General features: G+C 70.0%; 14 protein-coding genes. 11 read left to right on the top strand and 3 right to left on the bottom strand.

The annotated features are described in order from the left end of the window. Nucleotides 1–157: 157 nt before the first annotated feature. Nucleotides 158–784 (top strand): hypothetical protein, encoded by a 627-nt coding sequence (locus tag OG352_RS00070; RefSeq protein WP_329212957.1) that lies wholly within the window; start codon nt 158–160, stop codon nt 782–784. After that, nucleotides 670–1878: a hypothetical protein gene (locus tag OG352_RS00065; RefSeq protein WP_329223635.1), complete on the top strand. Its 1209-nt coding sequence runs from the start codon at nt 670–672 to the stop codon at nt 1876–1878. The genes OG352_RS00070 and OG352_RS00065 overlap by 115 nt, the downstream gene beginning before the upstream one ends. Nucleotides 1879–2048: 170 nt before the next feature. On the opposite strand, the gene OG352_RS00060 is transcribed toward OG352_RS00065, so the two are convergent. Further along, on the bottom strand, nt 2049–3431 hold the full coding sequence (locus OG352_RS00060; protein WP_329212955.1) for a DNA-binding protein: 1383 nt from the start codon (nt 3429–3431) through the stop codon (nt 2049–2051). A gap of 534 nt (nt 3432–3965) precedes the next feature. Between OG352_RS00060 and OG352_RS00055 the strand changes: the two genes are divergently transcribed. Next, on the top strand, nt 3966–7313 hold the full coding sequence (locus tag OG352_RS00055) for a DnaB-like helicase C-terminal domain-containing protein (RefSeq protein WP_329212953.1): 3348 nt from the start codon (nt 3966–3968) through the stop codon (nt 7311–7313). 3 nt (nt 7314–7316) lie between these two features. Continuing rightward, nucleotides 7317–7955 (top strand): hypothetical protein, encoded by a 639-nt coding sequence (locus OG352_RS00050; RefSeq protein ID WP_329212951.1) that lies wholly within the window; start codon nt 7317–7319, stop codon nt 7953–7955. Between the two features lie 428 nt (nt 7956–8383). Here the strand turns inward: OG352_RS00050 and OG352_RS00045 are convergent, their stop codons facing one another. Further along, nucleotides 8384–8527, bottom strand: coding sequence for a hypothetical protein (locus OG352_RS00045; RefSeq protein WP_329212949.1), 144 nt, complete (start codon nt 8525–8527; stop codon nt 8384–8386). Between the two features lie 426 nt (nt 8528–8953). Here OG352_RS00045 and OG352_RS00040 point away from each other — a divergent pair, with 426 nt between their 5' ends. The 3 genes from OG352_RS00040 to OG352_RS00030 all read left to right on the top strand — a co-directional run bounded on the left by OG352_RS00040 (nt 8954) and on the right by OG352_RS00030 (nt 12395). Next, nucleotides 8954–10009, top strand: a complete 1056-nt coding sequence (locus OG352_RS00040; protein WP_329212947.1) for a hypothetical protein — start codon at nt 8954–8956, stop codon at nt 10007–10009. After that, nucleotides 10006–10758: an AbiTii domain-containing protein gene (locus OG352_RS00035; protein ID WP_329212945.1), complete on the top strand. Its 753-nt coding sequence runs from the start codon at nt 10006–10008 to the stop codon at nt 10756–10758. Before OG352_RS00040 ends, OG352_RS00035 begins: the two co-directional genes overlap by 4 nt. Before the next feature lie 452 nt (nt 10759–11210). After that, entirely contained in the window at nt 11211–12395 is a 1185-nt protein-coding gene (locus OG352_RS00030; protein ID WP_329212943.1) for a hypothetical protein, read from the top strand. Nucleotides 12396–12514: 119 nt separating this feature from the next. Here the strand turns inward: OG352_RS00030 and OG352_RS00025 are convergent, their stop codons facing one another. Beyond that, nucleotides 12515–13540 (bottom strand): helix-turn-helix domain-containing protein, encoded by a 1026-nt coding sequence (locus OG352_RS00025; RefSeq protein ID WP_329212941.1) that lies wholly within the window; start codon nt 13538–13540, stop codon nt 12515–12517. 201 nt (nt 13541–13741) lie between these two features. Between OG352_RS00025 and OG352_RS00020 the strand changes: the two genes are divergently transcribed. The 4 genes from OG352_RS00020 (at nt 13742) to OG352_RS00005 (ending at nt 17539) form a co-directional block, all read left to right on the top strand. Further along, nucleotides 13742–14707, top strand: a complete 966-nt coding sequence (locus tag OG352_RS00020; RefSeq protein ID WP_329212939.1) for a CBASS cGAMP-activated phospholipase — start codon at nt 13742–13744, stop codon at nt 14705–14707. A gap of 1 nt (nt 14708) precedes the next feature. After that, complete coding sequence (locus tag OG352_RS00015; protein WP_329212937.1) at nt 14709–15878, top strand: nucleotidyltransferase; 1170 nt, start codon at nt 14709–14711, stop codon at nt 15876–15878. Between the two features lie 13 nt (nt 15879–15891). After that, nucleotides 15892–16287, top strand: coding sequence for a hypothetical protein (locus OG352_RS00010; protein WP_329212936.1), 396 nt, complete (start codon nt 15892–15894; stop codon nt 16285–16287). An 832-nt stretch (nt 16288–17119) separates the two neighbouring features. Further along, complete coding sequence (locus tag OG352_RS00005) at nt 17120–17539, top strand: hypothetical protein (protein WP_329212933.1); 420 nt, start codon at nt 17120–17122, stop codon at nt 17537–17539. Nucleotides 17540–18156 lie beyond the last annotated feature (617 nt).

Genomic DNA, 18156 nt, shown 5'->3' with positions numbered 1-18156 from the left:
CGGCGACGGTACGGCCAAGCACGGCAACCTGCCCACCGGGCCCCTACCGGACTGGAACAACCAGCCACCCCAGTTTTCGTCAGATTGACGGTAAGGCGGGGAGGGGCCGTCCCGTGCGACCAACGCCCCGTCATGCCGTCGTACCCGGAGGCCTGTTGTGGAACCGCACGTCCAGCTCGCGTTCACCATGCGCGACACCCCCCGCGCGTACGCGGTCCTGCTCGGGGCCGGCGCTTCGATCTCCGCGGGCATGCCGTCCGCGTGGAACGTCCAGGAGGACCTCATCGCGCGCCTGGCGGCCGCCGAGGGCACCACCGGGATCGTCGACCTGCATGCCTGGTACCAGGAGCGCTTCGGACACTCGGCCACCTACGACGGCCTCCTGACCGCGCTTACCAGCACCCGAAACGAACGGCAGGCCCTGCTGCGCGCCTACTTCGAGCCTAACGACCAGGAGCGTGAGGACGGCCTCAAGCAGCCCACCGCCGCGCACCGCGCCATCGCCCGGCTGGCCGCCGCCGGCCGCGTGCCGATCGTGCTGACGACCAACTTCGACCGGCCTATGGAGACCGCCCTGCGCGAGGTGGGCATCGAGCCCACCGTCGTCGCCGACGCCAACGACGCCCGCGGCCTCGCTCCCTTGCACACCATCAAGGCCTCGTCATTCACATCCACGGTGACTACCTCGACCACGAGAGCATGCGCAACACCCCCGACGAACTCGACCAGTACGACGAGGAGATCGACCAGCTACTCGACCGCGTGTTCACCGAGTACGGCCTGATCATCTCCGGCTGGTCAGCCGAATGGGACCCGGCCCTGCGCAAGGCCATCGCCCGCAGCACCACCCGCTTCTTCGCCTCCTACTGGGCCGACCCCCGGCCGCTGCCCGAGAGCGCCCACAAGCTCCTCACCCACCGCGGCCTCACCTACGTCCCGGCCGACGCCGACACCTTCTTCACCGAGATCGCCGACGCCGCCGACGCAGTCGCTGACCTTGCCCGTCGCCACCCCGTGAGCATCGACATCGCGGTGGCCAGGACCAAGCGCGACCTGAACGGCTGGAGCCAGGCCATTACCCTGCACGACACCCTCCGTCGCGAGCTCGACCGCGTCGCCGCCCTCCCCCTGCGCACCACGGGGCCGTGGAACCTTGCCATGGGCGCCGACATCGAGGCCGAACACAATCGCCGGATCGCCACTCTGGAGTCCGAGACGGAACTGTTGCTCGCACTGGTTGCCGTCTCGGCCTACTGGGGCAGCAACACCACCGACCGCTGGTGGCTCCGCGACATCGAAACCCTGGCCGCACCCCAACCCCCCGGCGGCCTCCCCGCCCTGACCCACCTCGCACAGGGTCCCGCCGTCATGGTGATCTACACGGCGGGTATCGCCGCGCTGGCCGCCGAACGTTGGGAGACCCTCACCCAGGTCCTCACCGAGCCCCAGGTGGAGCACCGATGGGGCGGCAAGCGCTACGCCGTGGCCGCCCTCAGTCCCTACGCGACCCTCAACCCCCCTGGCCGTGAGTCCTCCGAATACCTCCACGATCTGCTGCGCCCCGTCTTCACTCGGCACCTCGCCCTCAGCACGACCGCCTACAGCGAGGTGTGGGAACGCTTCGAGTACCTGCGCCTGCTCGTCCAGAACGACGCCGACCAGGGCTTCGACATGCCCCACATCCGCCAGAACGGCTACCTCGACACGTACGACCCCGCCCCCGCCACCTGGCTCAGGACTCAGATCGACAAGCACGGCGACAACCTTCCCCTGCTCCGGGAAGGCTTCCTCGGCGGCAAGCTCACCCGGCTCCAGGAACTGATGGCCTCCGCCGAACTCTCCTTCGACGACATCGCCCACCGCAGGCGCTTCGCGTAGCAGATGCCCGACCTGGTGCTGGAGCTGAGCACCTCACAGCAACAGTGTCCACCCCCGCCACCCGGCCAGCGGTACCTTCGCCCATGAAGTCCCTCAACACCTCGCTCGCCGCCCTCAGCACTGTGGTGTGGCGTAGCTGTTGGCCTTGCCCCACGCACCAGCCCCGGGCGTCAGCGGTCGGCCTGGCCCGTGGCAAGAACCTGTGCCAGTTCCTGGGCGGGCAGGCGGGACCACTGGGCCACGTCCTGAAGCGCCACCCCGGCAGCGACGGCCGCAGTGGCGGTGTGCAGCACGGCCCGGTCGATCAGCTCGGCACTCTGGCTGAGGTGCTCCAGCAGCGTGCGGGCCACCTCGGCGGTGGTGCCACTTTGTACGCCGCGCAGCTGCGCCAGCTGCTCCCGGCTCTCGTCGAGCAACTGGGTGATGCGGAGGCGGTGTTCCGCGGGCACGGTGGCGCGCCACCGGGTGCCCGAGCCGCCCGCCTGCCGCTCTGCCGCCCGCACGCGCAGCTGGCCGGCCATGGCCGCGGGCTGCAGCTCACGCTTCAGCCGCCACGGGGCATCCCGCCATCTTTCGGGCCCACCGCGTCGTGTGCGCACGACAGCCCCCGTCCAGTTGCTCAGCGGGCTGCCGTAATCGGCCGAGGCCAACGGCCCCAGCCATGTCCGGCCCACCCGTTCGCCCAGCCAGGAGCAGAACGGATCGTTGGCGTCCCGTGCCCGCGGCCGCTTCCCGCCGCTTGCGCTCCAGGCCAGTTCGGCCGTCGCCGGCTCCAGCAGCGCCCCGGCGACGGTCACCACCTCAGGGAAGACAGCCGCGTCCCGGCCCACGATCCGCCACCACTCCAGCTCTGCCCCCACGCTGCCGCCCGCCAGCTGGTGCAGACGGCGCGGCCAGATCTCCTCCTGGTCCCAGAACAGGGCCTCCTCCCACCAGCGGGCCACCACCGCATGCGCCACCGCGAACGCCTGCTCCGGTACTACTCCGGCCCGCACCGCACGCCGCGCCACCGAGGGCCACTGCCGCTGCGCGGCCACCACCTCCGGTATGCCCCGCAGATCGAGGTGTTCCAGCGGCTGGTCGGCGTCCGCGTCCAGCAGCCAGCGCGAGTGCCGGCCGCAGACCCGCTGCCAGCGCGGCACGTACCGCACCGCACGTACCGCCTGTCCGGTGCGCCGCGCGGTGCACAGCCGACAGCCGAACGCGGCCGGTCCTACCACTGAGCCCGCCGCCCGCCACCGCACCTGCGCCACGGCGGCCTCTCCGCCGGTGCTGATCTTGGGGTCGTCCACGGTGAGGGCCGGCAAAGCGCGCGCCAGCACCGCGGGCTCCACCCCGCATAACTCGGCGAGCACACGCCGACCCGCATCGTTGAGCACGACCTCCGCATCGGCCCGCACGCCGCCGCCGTCGTGCCGCGCAGGAAAGTTACGGCACGTCCACAGTCGCAGCACGTTCCCGGCCGCCAGACCGTAGCGGGCTGCGACCCGGATGATCAGCGACGCGGTCAGTTCCCCGGCCAGCGGCACGGTCCGCAACGCTCCTGCTGCCACAGCTGTCCCCTATGCCGTTTCCTGTTTCCGGAGCCCCATGCGGGACCTTGAAGAAGGTAGTGGTGATAGCCGAGATGCGGCCCGGGTCGGGCTGCTGCCAGGCTCGGCGCCGACGTTCCGGCATGACCCACAAGGTAATGGGCGGCTCGCTGCAGCCCGCCTTCGCCCGAGTCGTCTGCCGGACGTCGGCGTTGGCCCGCCCCGCGCGTCCCCTCGGCAATGCGTTACGTGTTCTCCCCTGCGCCCGTCACGACGCCCCTTTCCTCTCTTGTCGTTACGTGTCGATGCCGGAGTTGCGTGGCGGGTTTCGTTACGGGTTGGGTAGGGTGGGGCTTGCTGCTGGCGGCCCGGGTCAACTGGGTGCGCCCTAGGTGTGTTGTGTCTGTTGCTGTGTCCTGCCCGTCTTGACTGAGTCCGCCGCCCGCCCGCTGCTGGTTCGAAGGCGGGGGCGTGGTCGTGTCCAGCGGTCGGTGGTTTGCCGGTGGGCTCGGGGCCGTGCTCGGGCCGTCCCGCTTCTCGTGTTTGGAGATCTTGATGTCTGCCCGCTCCGCTGTCCCCGATCCGTCCGCAGCCGAGCCCGCAGTGGAGGGGGCCGGTGGTGCCGTCGAGCCGTCCGCCGCGGCGCCGATGCCGGTTGAGGGGCTGGAGGTATTGGGGGTGACCGAGGCGCGGAACCGGCTGTATGAGCTGGTGGACGCGGCGCGTGACGAGGGCCGGATGACGGTGGTGGTCAAGCGTGACGGGAAAACGCACCGTACCTATCGTGTGGCGCTGATCCCGGTGGGCCGGCTGGATGCCGCCTCGCGGGCGCGGTTGGTGGGGTGGCCGTCGTGGGCGCGGACGGCGGCGCGTCCGAAGCTGGGAGACCGGGTGATCGACGCGGCTGGCCGGCCGGGTGTGCCGGGTGTGCCGCAGGTGCTGCTGGACCGTACGACGCCGCTTGCGGTCCTGGTGGACGCTGCCCTGGTCCCGCCCGGCGATGCACTGGTTGCCGTTCCCGTCGGCGGCGCGCCCGCACCGCCCGCGCCGGCCGCAGCGTGGGCGGACGCCGCGCATCTCCCGTCCGGTGCGTCCGCAGCGCCCCAGGCCCATGAGGCCATTGGAAAGGGCCTGCCCGCTGCCCGCCAGGTCTTCGCTGCGCCCGAGGCCTCCGCCGAACCTGCCGTCGACGTCGCGGACACCGCGTCAGCCGATGTGTCCGCGTCAGCCGACCCTGCCGTCCCGCCCTCTGGCGAAGGTGTTGCCGAGGCCGCGGTCGCGGCCTCGGCGGGTTCCGGTGCTGCGCCTGTACCCGCGCCGCTGGCAGCCGCCGACCGCACTGCGGATCTGCAGGATGCCGGCTCGGACTCCGTCGGGCCCGACGCCGCCGTGGCCGGCCGGGACGCCGGGGCTGCGTCGGCCGGCCACGCTGCCGCTGAGGAAGCCATCGGCGGCCGGGACACCGTCGCCGGTCGGGGTGTGGACGGTACGGCGCCGTCAGCGGGAACGGCCGAGGTCCCCCCACCGGTCCCGTCCGCGGGTGGTGGGCTGCACCGGCTGCACGGTCTGGGAGAGGTCGCCGGGCTGGCCCTGACGGAGGCGGTCGCGCCGTCGGCTGTGCCGCGGTTCGGGTTTGGTCTGCACGCCCTGGATGCCGCGCTGGGGAGTCTGCCGTCGGGGGTGCTGACGGTGGTGGCGGCCGAGCCGCACGCGGGCGGCTCGCTCCTGGCCGTGCATGCTGCCCGGCACATTGCCCTCACCCGCCAACTCCCCGTGCTGTACGCGGCGTCGGGCCCGTCGCGGACGGCTGTGGCACTGCGGGTGATCGCCGGTGAGGCCGGGCTCGACTACCGGCGGCTGCGCACGGGCGCCCTGACCGAGGACGAGCAGCAGGCCGCGGCCGCGGTCCAGGCCCGGCTGGCCGCTGCCGACCTGCACGTCGACGACGGCACCGGCCTGAGCGCCGAGGCGATCGCCGAGACCGCCCCCTACGTCGAGGGCCTGGCCCTGGTCGTCGTCGACCGCTTCCAGCACGCGGCCGATCCGTTCATCCCGCTGTCCGGTCCCGCGCTGCCGGAGGCGGCCCGGGTGCTGGCACATCTGGCCCGCACCCGGAACGTGCCGGTGGTGGCCGTGCTCGACACCGCCGACCCCGACGCCCTGGCCGCGCTGGACGCCGCGCACGTCACCCTGACCCTGACCCGCACCGGCAACGACGCCCAGGTGACGGTGGCCGAACGCGACTTCGGCGAGCTGACGACCGTGGCGCTGCGCGCCGAAGTCGCGTGCGCCCGCTTCACCGACGCGCCCGCCCGCCCGCGGGACCCGAAGGCCGCGCACGCGTTCGTCGACGGCAAGGGCGAGAAGGCCACCGCTGGCCCGGCCGCCGAGGCCGCTCCGGGCGTCGCCCTGCAGCCCGGTCCCGCGCCGGCCGTCTCGGCGGACGTGGGCGAGGGGTTCGCGGTCGTGGAGGCCGAACTCCTCGGCGCTGCACTGCCGTTCACTTCCGGCGCCCGGAGCGGCCTGTCCGCCCGCCTGGCCGGCGCGCTTGCCGCGCTGCGCGAGGCCTCCACCGCGCCCGCCCGGGAGAGTGAACTGCCCGGGCTGCGTCAGGCCCTGGACGGCCTCGCCACCCGCCGCCCGTCGGTGCCGACCACACCGGAAGGGGAGCGGCTCGGAGCCGCGCTGGCTGCGTTCACCGCCGCTCACCGCGATACCTCCACCAGCGCCACCGCCCCAGCACCGGCGACGTCGGCGGCGCCGCAGCCGGCCCCTGCCACCGGCACGCCGGAGGCAGGCCCCACTCCCGCCGAGGTCTCCGGTGCCGCGCCCGGTACGGCCGATCCGGCCCGGCATGTGGTCGAGGGGGTGGTGTTGGAGGCGCCGTCGGCCTCGTTCAGCGACGACACGCCTCCGCCCGAGGACACTCCCGGCACCGGCGGCCGGAACTACACGTACTTCCTCAACAAGATCAGCGCCGCGGTCGACCAGGCCCTCGACGAGACGCACGGCGACATCGAGGCCGCGGTCAAGATGCTGCAGAAGAAAGCCGTGCCGGACTCCATGGCCCTGTTCAAACTCACCCGGGTCGGCGCAAGTTACGTCCACACCGTTTATCCGCCCGCTCTGGATTTCCTCTCGAAACCCGGACAGGGCGAGGCTGACGGAATCTGGGAAGGCCGCCATAAATGGCGTAACGCCCCCCTCTACGAGGCCATCAAGAAGGGGGAGCACCACCCGCTGGAGGTGGTCGGCCTGGACACCAACGCGGCCTACCTGTCCGCCTTCAAGACGCACCTGCCCATCGGCGCACTCAAGCACGATCCCAACGGCGGCTACGACCGCCGCCGCGCCGGGATCCACCGCGTCGACCACTTCGTATGGCCCCACGCCCACCTGCCCAACCCGATCGGCAACCGCAAGGAGCCCGGCCCCTACCTCCTGGACGAGGCCACCGTCCGCCTCCTGATGCGCTGCCATGAACTCAAACTGAGCGAGGCGCCCCGGATCCTGGAATCGTGGACCTCCGGCACCTCTGAAGCCCTCCTGGAGAAATTCCGCCGCGTCCTGCAGCAGGCCCGTCAGACCGCGATCGAAAACGAGGACTCGGCCACCGAGGAATACGTCAAGGCCATGTATTCCCGTTTCACCTCCACGATCGGTGAATCAGGAAAGAACCGAGAGCTCCGCCGACCCGAGTGGGTCCACACTATCCGCTCACAGGCCTTCGCAAGCCTCTGGCTGAAAGGATGGAAAGCCCATCAGGGGGGCCTTATCCTGGTCCAGGTATCCGGCGTTGACGAACTCCACGTCGCCGGAGGCGACTGGAAGAAGGTCTGGGAAGAGGGCCGCAAGCCCACCCAGATGAAGGTGAAGCGCCTTTACACCCTCGGGGGGAATTAACCGATGCCGTACGACGACAGCGGCTGGAAGAATTTCGGCACCTACGGCGCGAACCGCTCCCTCGAGAACGTCCGCGGCGGCAAAGCCCTCGGCCGCGCCCTGGAAGACGCCCTGGAACGCCAGATCCTCGAAGGCGGCATCAAGTCCCCCGTCACCACCCCCCGCGGCCTCAAGGCGCGCCTGAAGTACCTCAACAGCGACGCCGGAGTCGAGGCCATGCGCGAGGCAGGAATCACCGTCAAGTCCCGTGCCCTGAACAACTGGTTCGCCGGCACCCAGAAGCCCAACCCGGCCAACCTCGAGCTCGTCGACACCGCGTACTGGAACCTGCGCACCCAGCGCATCCTGGACAACCTCGGCGCCTTCAAGCAGCACCTCAACAACCAGGGAAAGGGCACTGCGGTCGAGATCCACCCCGTCGACCAGTCCCTGGTCGACGAACACGCCCGCCGCCCCAACCTCGAAGGCGAGCAGGCGCACCGCACCCTGCCCGCAGTGCGCTACATCTGGGACGACGCGGTCGACGCCATGGAAGCCAGCGACGAAGGCAAACTCGAGGAAATCTGGGACGACATCATCACCGAGCTCGACTCCGACTGGGGCGCCTACACCTACGTCTCCTACGTCGGCCTCGGCGCCTGAAGGCGAGTGTCCCGATGCCACCGCGCCGCCGGTGCGACGGTCCTTTCATGACCTTCGTCTGCCTTCTGGGGGTGTTCTCGCCGCTTTGATCGGTGCTGTCCTGCTGGGCCGGTACCTCGGCTGAGGACCCGCCCGTGGCCGCACCGTTGACTGCTCGCAGCAGTGTGCGGGCGGGTGTTACGGGTCCGACCCGACCCGTAACACCCGCCCGCGCAGCCGCAGTTCAGACCGGCCCGTCCTCGAGCGGCGGTTGTCCCGCAAAGTAGCTGGCGCAGGACCCGGTGAACCGTCCGTCCCCGGCGCTGTGCAGGGACGTTCGGTGGTGTTCGGTGTCGGTGTGGCCCGTGCGTGCCGGGCAGGAGCGGGCCGCCGATGTGCCCGGTGAACCCGCAGGGCGGCAACGGCCTTCCCGCTTGCATCACACGGGCCTATTCGATGATCCGGTCGAAGAAGAGGACTGCGGCGGCGGTTGCTGCCGCGCCGGCGGGGACGGCCACCGGCCAGGTGTTCGTGGCGAGGATGGTCAGCAGGCCGGCGCCGAGGCCGGCGAGTACGGCGAGCAGGAAGATCATGGCAGAGCGCTGGTTGAGCAGTGGCCTGTTTTCGTCGGGGTCCCGGAGTGCGGCGGGCGGCAGCGGAAGGGTGCCGCCGTCGGCACGGAACGCGTCGCGCGGGCCGGTGATGTGTTGGCACGTTGTGACCGTGTGCCGCCGGCCAGTTGCTGTGACAACGCCTTGACCTGTGCTGGCATGCCGCGGAACTCGCCCCAGCGCATTCGGCTGGTCCTGCCGCGCAGTTGTCGTAATCATGGCGCTGACGGTGGGTAGAACGCGCGCCACCTCGCCTGGCGTTTCCTCGCAGCAACCCCGAATGCCTCTCGGCGGGAGACCCTGCGCGCGTGGCGACGGGCATCGCCGTCGCGTGTGTGCCTCCGCGCAACAGCGGAGTCTGCTGTGGAGCAGAATCAACCGATCACAATGTGACGAGGGAGGCCGCCCATGAGCCACAACGCGACGTTTCTGCAGGCGGCTCAGGCAAGCCGAGGGGCTCTTACCCGCGGCTGGCTGGCGTTTCCCGCCCCGTCGGCCGATGCGCCTGTACCGGAGTCGGTTGCTCACACGGATGTGGCGGTCCTGAACTTGGAGGATCGGCTTCGTGAGGTGCGACTGGCGGCCGCCCCTCATGTCACGGTGGCGGCCGAGTCCCTCCATGCGGCAGTCAGGGCTGCCGCCGATGCCCAATTCGACCTGCACATGCAGAACTTCAGCAGCGCGGAGCGTCTGTGTGCTCTCGACGACATAGCCTTCACCCGTCACACCGACGCCGTCAGGCAGGCGCTGGAAGCCTTCGTCGCGGCGGCCTACCGAGAGGGAGTATCGGTGACGGCCACAGGTTCAGACCGGGCCAAGGCCGCACGGGTAGCCGAAGCGGTACCGGCGGACGCCGCCTGGCTGGTCCAGCTTTCCCGGCGGATGCCGATGCGCCGCATCCCCGACTTCGTCGCCGAGGGCGTCGACACGGCCCTGGAAGCCTTACAGCGCGATGTCATCGACTTCGTCGACCCGGAACTCGAAGCGGCACATCAGGGCTTCATGGAAGCTCTGGCCCGTCTCGTCGACGAGATCAACGGCACCTTCACCCCCGACCACGACGCCGCATACACCGAGGTCCCGCCGGAGTGGCGGCGCACCGACCCCGAACAGTACGCCCAGACCCTGCGCGATCTCTCCCACGCCCGCGATACCGTACTCGACGGCTACAAGGAGCTGATGAACATCATGAGCCGAAGAGGCCATCTGCCCGCACCGCAGGAACCCCAGCCAGGCCCTTCGGTCCAGGTCACCGCCGGCGACAACTCACCCGTCACGGTGAACGCCCCCTACGCGCACGCCTCCCACGGCGGCCACGCGAGCGCCGGCCAGCCGACACCGGCAGACCAGAGCGCCGCGGCCACGCCCGCGCCGTGGTATCGCAGCGGCATCTTCTGGGGCGCCGTCAGCGCTGTGGGAACAGTAGCCAGTGTCGTCGTCGCCTACCTTGCGCTGGGTAGATGACCGAGTCCACACGCCAGGGGCCGCAGCCCCTGGAGCAGTTGGAACAAGGCGTCCTCGACGACACCGTCCCGCTTGCCGGACTGCTGCGCCTCGCGCTCGTCATCGGCGGCCACGCCGTTTCCCAGCCCCTGAAGCAATGGGCACTCAGCGAACTCGAGGGCTACGGAGGCAAACCCGCCTCCAGCGTTCCGGACTACCGGCGCCCGCGCGCGCCCATCCAGGCCGACTCACACTCGCTGACCTGGCAACGGCACGGTGAAACCATCAGCGCCCTGCACCTCCCCGACATCACACGGGGCACGATCAACGAAGAAGTGACCATCCCGTACGGCGTCGGCCAGCTGCAGAACCTGATCGAACGGACCCCGCCCGGCCAGGCAGTCCACCTCAGCCTTCCCGGTGCGGCCGAACTGCGCACGCTGATGAGCGCGATGGAAAAGTACCGCAGCCGAGCCATCATCATCGACGACCTGTACTGGGCGGTCTCTCCCTCCGTCCTGCACGACATCCTCGACCAAGTCCGCACTCGCCTCACGCAGTTCGTCGCCGAACTGCGTTCCACGATGCCGGCCGGATCCGGCACGCCTACCCCTGAGCAGGTCCACAGGGCCGTTCAGAACATCAGCATCACCACCGGCGACAACTCGCCCGTCACCCTCACCGCTTCGCTCGCCCACGCCGACCACGGCGCAACAGCCAGCGCCTCAGCCGGTGTACAACAGCGCTGGTGGCAGCGACGACGGCGCTAACTCCATCCCCGTCCACGACAGGGGCCACTTTGGTGACGGGTACCCGCAATCCGTCCCCCGCACCAACGAGGCCCCAGCGTTCCTCACGGGGCTGCGAACCTGTCTTGACCCGCTCAACCCCGGCGAGCGCTACGGCCTTCAGGTCGGCAATCACTTCTCCACGCTGTCCTTCAGGTCCGGTGTCCTCCCCGGCGAGGGCATCGAACGCGTCCGGGCATCGCAACCCGGGCATGAACCCAGGCCACCCCCAACAACGCGGAAGCGCGCTGTAGAGCGCTCGCCGCCGACGCCTGGTAGATCAATGGCGGCTGGTGGGAGCAGCGCCAGGTCATACGCGCGGACTCAGGAACGGCAGGGAGGAGGGCGAGCACCGCGGACTGCAGGCGGCTGCTGTACGGCATGGATGCGAGAGGGACGGGAAGGTCGGGGAGTTCGGTGGCTAGGGTCGTTGCATGAGCTTGCGCGACGCGGACTGTTCCTGGCTGCCCGACCACCAACTCCATGTGGTGGAGACGCTGGCTCACGTCGACCACACGATCGAGCGGTTGTTGCGGCTGACACACGATTACACCGAGCACGGGACGATCACGTTCGCTGAAGTGAGCAACGGTGACCGTGTGGACGTCGTGGTCCAGGAGGTCGCTCCGCTCCCGCAGGCGATCCCCCGGCTCGTGGCCGACGCCCTCACCCAGTTGCGGGCCGCGCTGGAACACACCCTGTACGCGGAGGTCGAGACCGCTCTCGGACGCCCCCTGACGGATGAGGAGGCGAAGAGTGTGGAGATGCCGGCCACGTGTGACGCCGCTGCCCTCGCCCACTGGTTCGGCAACCGCAGGCGACGGCAGCTTCCGCCGCTGAATGTCGGCACGCCGCTCGCTCAGCGCATCGAGCGGCTGCAGCCGTTCCAGCGCCGCACCCCCGACGAGCATCCGCTGCGGCTCCTCGCCGTCTACACCAACGTAGCCAAGCACCGCACTCCCGCTGTCGCGGCGACCCGGCTCGGCGCCGTGCACCCCGACGATCCGCACAGCGACCTGACTGTCGCTCTCCCCCTCAAACACGGGCCCCAGCCGGGTGATGGACTGCCCCTGCGGGAGGGTGACGTCCTTGCCAGCGCGCCGCGTGGCGCCCGCATCCCCTTCTCCGTATGGCCGACCGTGTCCCTGCAGCGGCCCCACACCCGTGTGTGGGCCATCGCCGCCAACGAGCTGGAGCTTCTCGAAGCATGGGTACGCACCGTGGCCATCCCCGTTCTGATCACCGGCCGCCACGACGTGAGCCCGCTGCCACCGCACCTCGACATCACCGTCGGACACCGGGACATACGCGCCGCCCTGGCGACGGCGGATCGCACACCCGCCGTCGTCCGGAGCCGGGACAGGATCGCGGCCATCACCGGCCGCGCTGGTCTCGTCGAGTTCCTCGCTTTCTTCACGGAACGGCCCGAGGCGGAAACAGTCCGGGCATGGCTCGACTCGCTGGACGACACACAGGTCGTCGAGCACGTCCTACACCTGCGTACGGTAAGCGGCCGACCACGTGAACTGAGCGAGGCAGGAAGCGAATTGGCCAGCGAAGCCCGCAGGTACAAGGAACGCATCGGGGAGCCGTCCCGCACGGGTGGGGCAGGCGCGTAGGGCAAGGCCTCCAGGCTGCGGGTACGACCTCGGCGCACGGATCTGGGACCGGGCCCACAAGGTCCGGTGCGGCCGCCTGCCGATTCCTCGCGATTCGCCGGAAGTCTAGGGAGTGCCGGTCAGGTGGCCGAGGCGGTCTGCAGGCTCTCCACGATCTGGGGCGGCAGGACGGAGCGGGCGGGGGCGCTGTCGGTGGAGGCGAGGTAGGCCAGCAGCCGCGTGGGCTGCTCCGGCCGGCCGAGGGGGACCGGCTCGACGCGGCGCCACCCGCGGGCGGAGGCCGCTTTGATGGCGGTGAGATAGACGTTCTCGTTCATGCGTCCGAGTGTCCGCGCCCGCATGAGCAGGGCGGCGAGCGAGACCTGCCAGTGCTGTTTGAGATGGAACAGGGTCGGCCAGTCCACCGTGGTCGGCAGCTGGTCGTGGATGTCGTCGGCGGGCATGAGGAAGGCCGCCGCGAACTGGTGGGCCTGTGTCTCGACCTCTTTGACACCCCAGATCTGCTCGCCGTGCAGGACGAGGTGGGCGAGTTCGTGCGCGCTGTCGAACCGGGCGCGGGCGCGGTCGTTCTTGTCGCTGCTCAGGACGACGACAGGGTGGTCGGGAAACGGCAGCGAGAAGGCGTCCACATCGTGGTTGTCCAGAGGCAGCCGGGTCACGGCGACCCCGTGTCCCTCCAGCAGTTCCACGACGTTCGATACCGGCCCAGGAGGAAGCCCCCACAGCGACCGCACCCGGGCCGCCGCCGCCTCGATCTCCGCCCGCCGCGCCTGCAGGCTGCTCACCGGGAGGCGTGGCATGTCCGCGGCGCGGAAGCGGCCCACCGAGGATGCGTGGACGGCGAGATCGTGGGCAACGTAGGCGATCGCCCGGGCGCGGCGGCGGTCGGTCACCGAGGTCCGTCGCAACGAGCGGAAGAAGCCGTCGTGGCTGCCAGTCATCGCCTCGCCGAAGAACGCTGGCGGCACTGCGAGGACGCGGGCCAGCACGCCGGTCGTCTCCGGGCTGGGGCGCGCGGCGCCGCTCTCGAACTGGCTGATGGCTGCCGGCGTGAGCCCGGCCTCGCGAGCGAGCCGAGTCTGGCTCAGCCCGGCCAGTTCACGGGCGGTCCGCAGCCGTGCCCTCTCGAACACCTGCGTGCTCATGTCTCCCCTTGCCTGCCCTGCCCGATCTTGGTCTCCACATCTTGGCGGATCGCGCAGGCCCCGCACGCTCCGGGGACGGCGTGGCCCGACATGACCCTACGACCCACACGCAGAAACATACGCGGAAATCCATGCTGTGATATTAAGTAGTCCCGACAGGGAAGATCCGCTCCTACCGGCAGCGGGTCTTCAACGATCCGCGTGACGGGGGCGGTTGCACTGACCGAGCGTTTCCAGATCCTGGCCCTGGACGGCGGCGGCTTCCGCGGCATGTTCTCCGCGGCGGTCCTTGCCCGACTCGAGGAAGACCTCGACATCCGCATCGCCGACCACTTCGACCTGATCGCCGGCACCTCGACCGGCGGGATCATCGGCCTCGGCCTCGGCCTGGGCCTGACACCCCGCGAGATCCTCGCCTTCTACACCGACCACGGCCCGCGGATCTTCCGCGACCGCTCCAGGATGCGCGGCCTGCGCCACCTTGTGCGCGCGAAGTACAGCACCGAGCCCCTGCGGGCGGCGCTCACCGACGTCTTCGGCGAGCGGACCTTCGGAGAGAGCACCAAACGCCTGGTGATCACCTCCTACAACATCGCCGCCGACGACGTCTACCTCTTCCGGACCCCGCACCTGCCCACCCTCAAACGGGACTGGCGGGAAAAGGCCGTCAACGTAGCGCTCGCCACCTCCGCCGCACCCACCTACCTGCCCGGCATGCCCCTGGACGGGGCCCGCCTCGTCGACGGCGGCGTGTGGGCCAACAACCCCACCATGGTCGCGCTCACCGAGGCCGTCGGACCGCTGTCCGTCCCCCTCGAGGCCATCAAGGTCTTCAGCCTCGGCACCACCACCGACGTCCGAAGCCGCCACCGCCGCCTCGACCGCGGCGGCCTGCTGCCCTGGGCCGGCGACGCCGTCGAGGTCCTCATGCGGGCCCAGAGCGAAAGCGCCGCCAAACAGGTGCGCCACTTCATAGGCAAGGACAACGTCCTGCGCCTCAACCCGACCGTCCCCACCGGAGCCGTCGCGCTCGACAACATCGACACCCAGACCCTCTCCGGACTGGCAGGCCACATCAGCCGCGACGTCTCCCCGGCCATCCACCGCACCTTCTGCGACCACCGAGCCCCCGCCTACACGCCCTGCCACCCCACCCGCGAGGAATGACGTGAACACGCTCCACCCGACGGGGGAGGCCGACACCGACTCCCTCGAACAGATGCTGTCCATGCTGCTCGACGGCGCCGTGGAATCCCTCGACATCTCCCCGGACCTCTACGACACCGCCGTTCGCCGTTACATGGACGTCGGCAGCTGGCTCGGCCTGCACGAGAGCCCGGACTACAAGATCTACTCGCAGGGGTCCTTCCTCCTCGGGACCGTCGTCCGCCCCCAGACACCCACCGGCGAGTACGACATCGATCTCGTCTGCCGCATCCCGCTGCACAAGACCAGCACCACTCAGGACGATCTCAAGCAGCGAGTGGGCGACCAGCTCATCGCGTACCGGTCCTGGAAGCAGCAGCAGGGCCACAGTGATGGCCCCAGCAGCCTGGAATCCCGCCGCCGGTGCTGGACCCTGGGATACACCGGCTTCCACCTCGACGTCCTGCCTGCCATCCCGGACGACGAACACCAGCCCCACGGCATCCTCTTGACGGACAAGAACCTGTACAAGTGGCAGCACGGCAACCCGATCGGCTACGCGGACTGGTTCAGCGCCCGCTCCGAACTCTCGCACGCCCTTCTTGAGAAGCGCGCCAGCATCGCGGACGTGCCCGTCTGGCACATCCGCAGCACCCTCCAGCGCCTGGTACAGGTCCTGAAGTGGCACTGCATGACCTATTTCGCCGACGACACCGACAACCGTCCGCCGTCCATCCTCCTCACCACCCTCGCCGGCCGCGCCTACCGCGGGGAGGACGACCTGTTCACTGCCCTGCGCAACGTACTCGCCGCCATCCCCGGCTTCATCGAACGGCGCAACGGCCAGTGGTGGGTCGCCAACCCCGCCCACAAGGAGGAGAACTTCACCGACAAGTGGAACGAATACCCTCAGCGGCGCCAGGCCTTCAACACGTGGTTCGGCGAGCTCACGGAGACCATGGACAACTTGTCCCTGATGCACTCCGAAGGCCTGGACACCGTCTACTCCCACCTCACCAAATCCTTCGACCCCGGCCCCCTCCAACACTCCTTCACCCGCTACGCGAACCGCATGAAGAACACGGCCACCCAGCAGCGGATGAGCACCACGGGACTGCTCTCCACCACCACCGCCGGCCCGCGCAGGCGCCCCCAGACCTTCCATGGCCAGCACACCGACGCGCGCGATTAACCTCGCCCGGCAGATGGCCGCCGTCAAAGCGGCCGTCCCCACAGCCGAAACGACACTGCGCGGCGGTGAACTCGTCTGCAACCTCACCCTGCAACCCACCCCCGTCAGCAGGCGCTACACGGTCAGGATCGCCTATCGCCACCGCGGCAACCCCCGTGTGAGCATCACCGACCCGCCACTGGCACTGCACCCGGACGCCACACACCTCCCGCACGTCTACGCCAGCGGCGACCTGTGCCTGTACCTGCCCGGGGAGTGGAACGACCACATGTTCCTCTCCCAGACCATCGTGCCGTGGGCTTCGGCCTGGCTCCTGCACTACGAACTCTGGCTCATCACGGGCCGTTGGACGGGAAGCGGCGAAGAGCACGCCCTCCCGACCGCCTGGCCACCCACCGCCTACCCGTGAAACAACCGCACCATCTCGCAGGCCCCACCGGGGCGTACGCCTGCGAAAGCGGGTTGTCGACGATGCCCGATCCGCCGACGATGTCCCCGTGAGCGAACACAACCACACACGCAACCCGGGCACCGGCCTACTCGGGCCGAACTTCAGCCGCCGCAACCGCCAGCAACCCACCTACGACCGTGTCGGCGCCGCCTCGCCCGCACCGGGCCTGCCGGAGGTGGCCTCGGCCGCAGCGGGCGACGGTGGGCTCGGCTGTGAGCGGGGGAGCGGACGTAACGGTGCCTCCAGACGATTCAGCGGGACAATCTGTGGCCCCCCGGCCGCGCTGAGCCGATAGAGCCGCCCCTGCGGCACCGCGTGGCGGGGTTGAGTCCGCCGCGCCACTGCGCGTAGCGGGAGGCGGCGTCGTCCGGCCAGAGGATCCCGTGCCCGGAGGGCACGGCCAGGGCGCGGTGGAGGTCCGTGGGATGCCCCAGCACCGCCAGCCGCGCCGTGACGTCCCCGAGCGGCCCCCACACCAGCCGCCGGCGCCCCTGCAGCGCCCGCGCGATCCGCCCCGCCCCCTCACCCGCTGAGACCGCGTCCGCCGGCGCCCGCCGGTCCGCGGCCCGGCGAGACGGACCAGGACGTCCTCCAGGACGAGGCCCGTCTCGTCCGCGACCTGGACCCGCCCGGCCAGCGGCGGCCGCGCCCGACCCGACCCCGTCAACGGCGCCGCGGTCAGCTCCACCCACACCACCGCCAGCCGCTCCGACAGCAACGCCCCAGCCCACCGGCCCAGTTCAGCCCTGCGCACCCGCAGCGCCTCGTGCGTCTCGGCCAGCCGCGCCAGATGCCGGCACGCCGCGCACACCCGCCGCCCGTCGTGCTCGAGCAGCGGCAGCTGACCAACGGCCCCGCACCCCTCACACCCCCGCCCGACCGCCCGCCGCTGCGCCGCGGCGGCGAGCTGGCGGCCGGTGGCCGCGGTGGGGACGGACTCGGCGACGGCGTACAGGTCGAACGTCTCGGCCTTCCCCCGCCAGTTGAAGTCCCGGACTCGGGCACGGACGGGACCGCCGGGACGCCGGGGCGGGTCGGCGTCGGCCAGCCGGGTCCGGGTGACCAGCCCGGCGGGAACGCCGCTCCAGCGCTCATACCGCCGGACCTCAGCCGCCGCGACCGCCGCACCGATCCCGTCCGCAGCAGCGGCACCTCCCGCCGCCCGCTCCTCACCCGTCCCGCGCGTACCGTCGACTACGGCGGCTGCTGAATTCGTGACGCTCAATTCCCCAATTCATTTCCGTGCCCTATCCTGTTACGGGTTGCCTTTCTCTCCCCGCAACTCCATTACGTGTTACGCGTCCTTTCCGGAACCCGTAACAAACCTCTAATGGGATTCCATCGGGACTGACGCCCCCTCAATTCAAACGGAATCAGTTTCTGACGCCATGTAACCCGTAACGGAATGCGCACCAATTCCAAAGAGGTCTAGTCCACTCAGAACCAAGCATGGACGATTGATCTGATGTACCGTCAGACAGCAACGATGCGGCACCAGTTGCCAACCTCCCCTCGTTGCTGCCATACTGTAACCACAACGGACCGGGGCAGGGAAGCCCGGAGGGCGCCCCGGACCCACCCGGACCAGAGACACAAACCCCCTTAAACCGGAGGCATTAAGCCTCTGACCAGGGAAAACAGAAGATCAGGCCGCCACCCAGACCGGGAGCCACGCTCCGCCGGCACGGTGACCCACCCGAGGCCGGCACCCGAGACCACGGGGACAAAGACAACAGAGAGTAACGTTCAACTCTCAACGTCTTCAAGAGGGTTGCGGAGCAACCCAACATCATTCCGTCGCGAAGTGACGGCGCGTCATGTCTCCGG

It is taken from the genome of Streptomyces sp. NBC_01485 (genome assembly GCF_036227125.1).
GTDB lineage: Bacteria > Actinomycetota > Actinomycetes > Streptomycetales > Streptomycetaceae > Streptomyces.
Note: the sequence above shows the minus strand (reverse complement) of the source record. Positions and strands in the feature narration are given on the sequence as shown.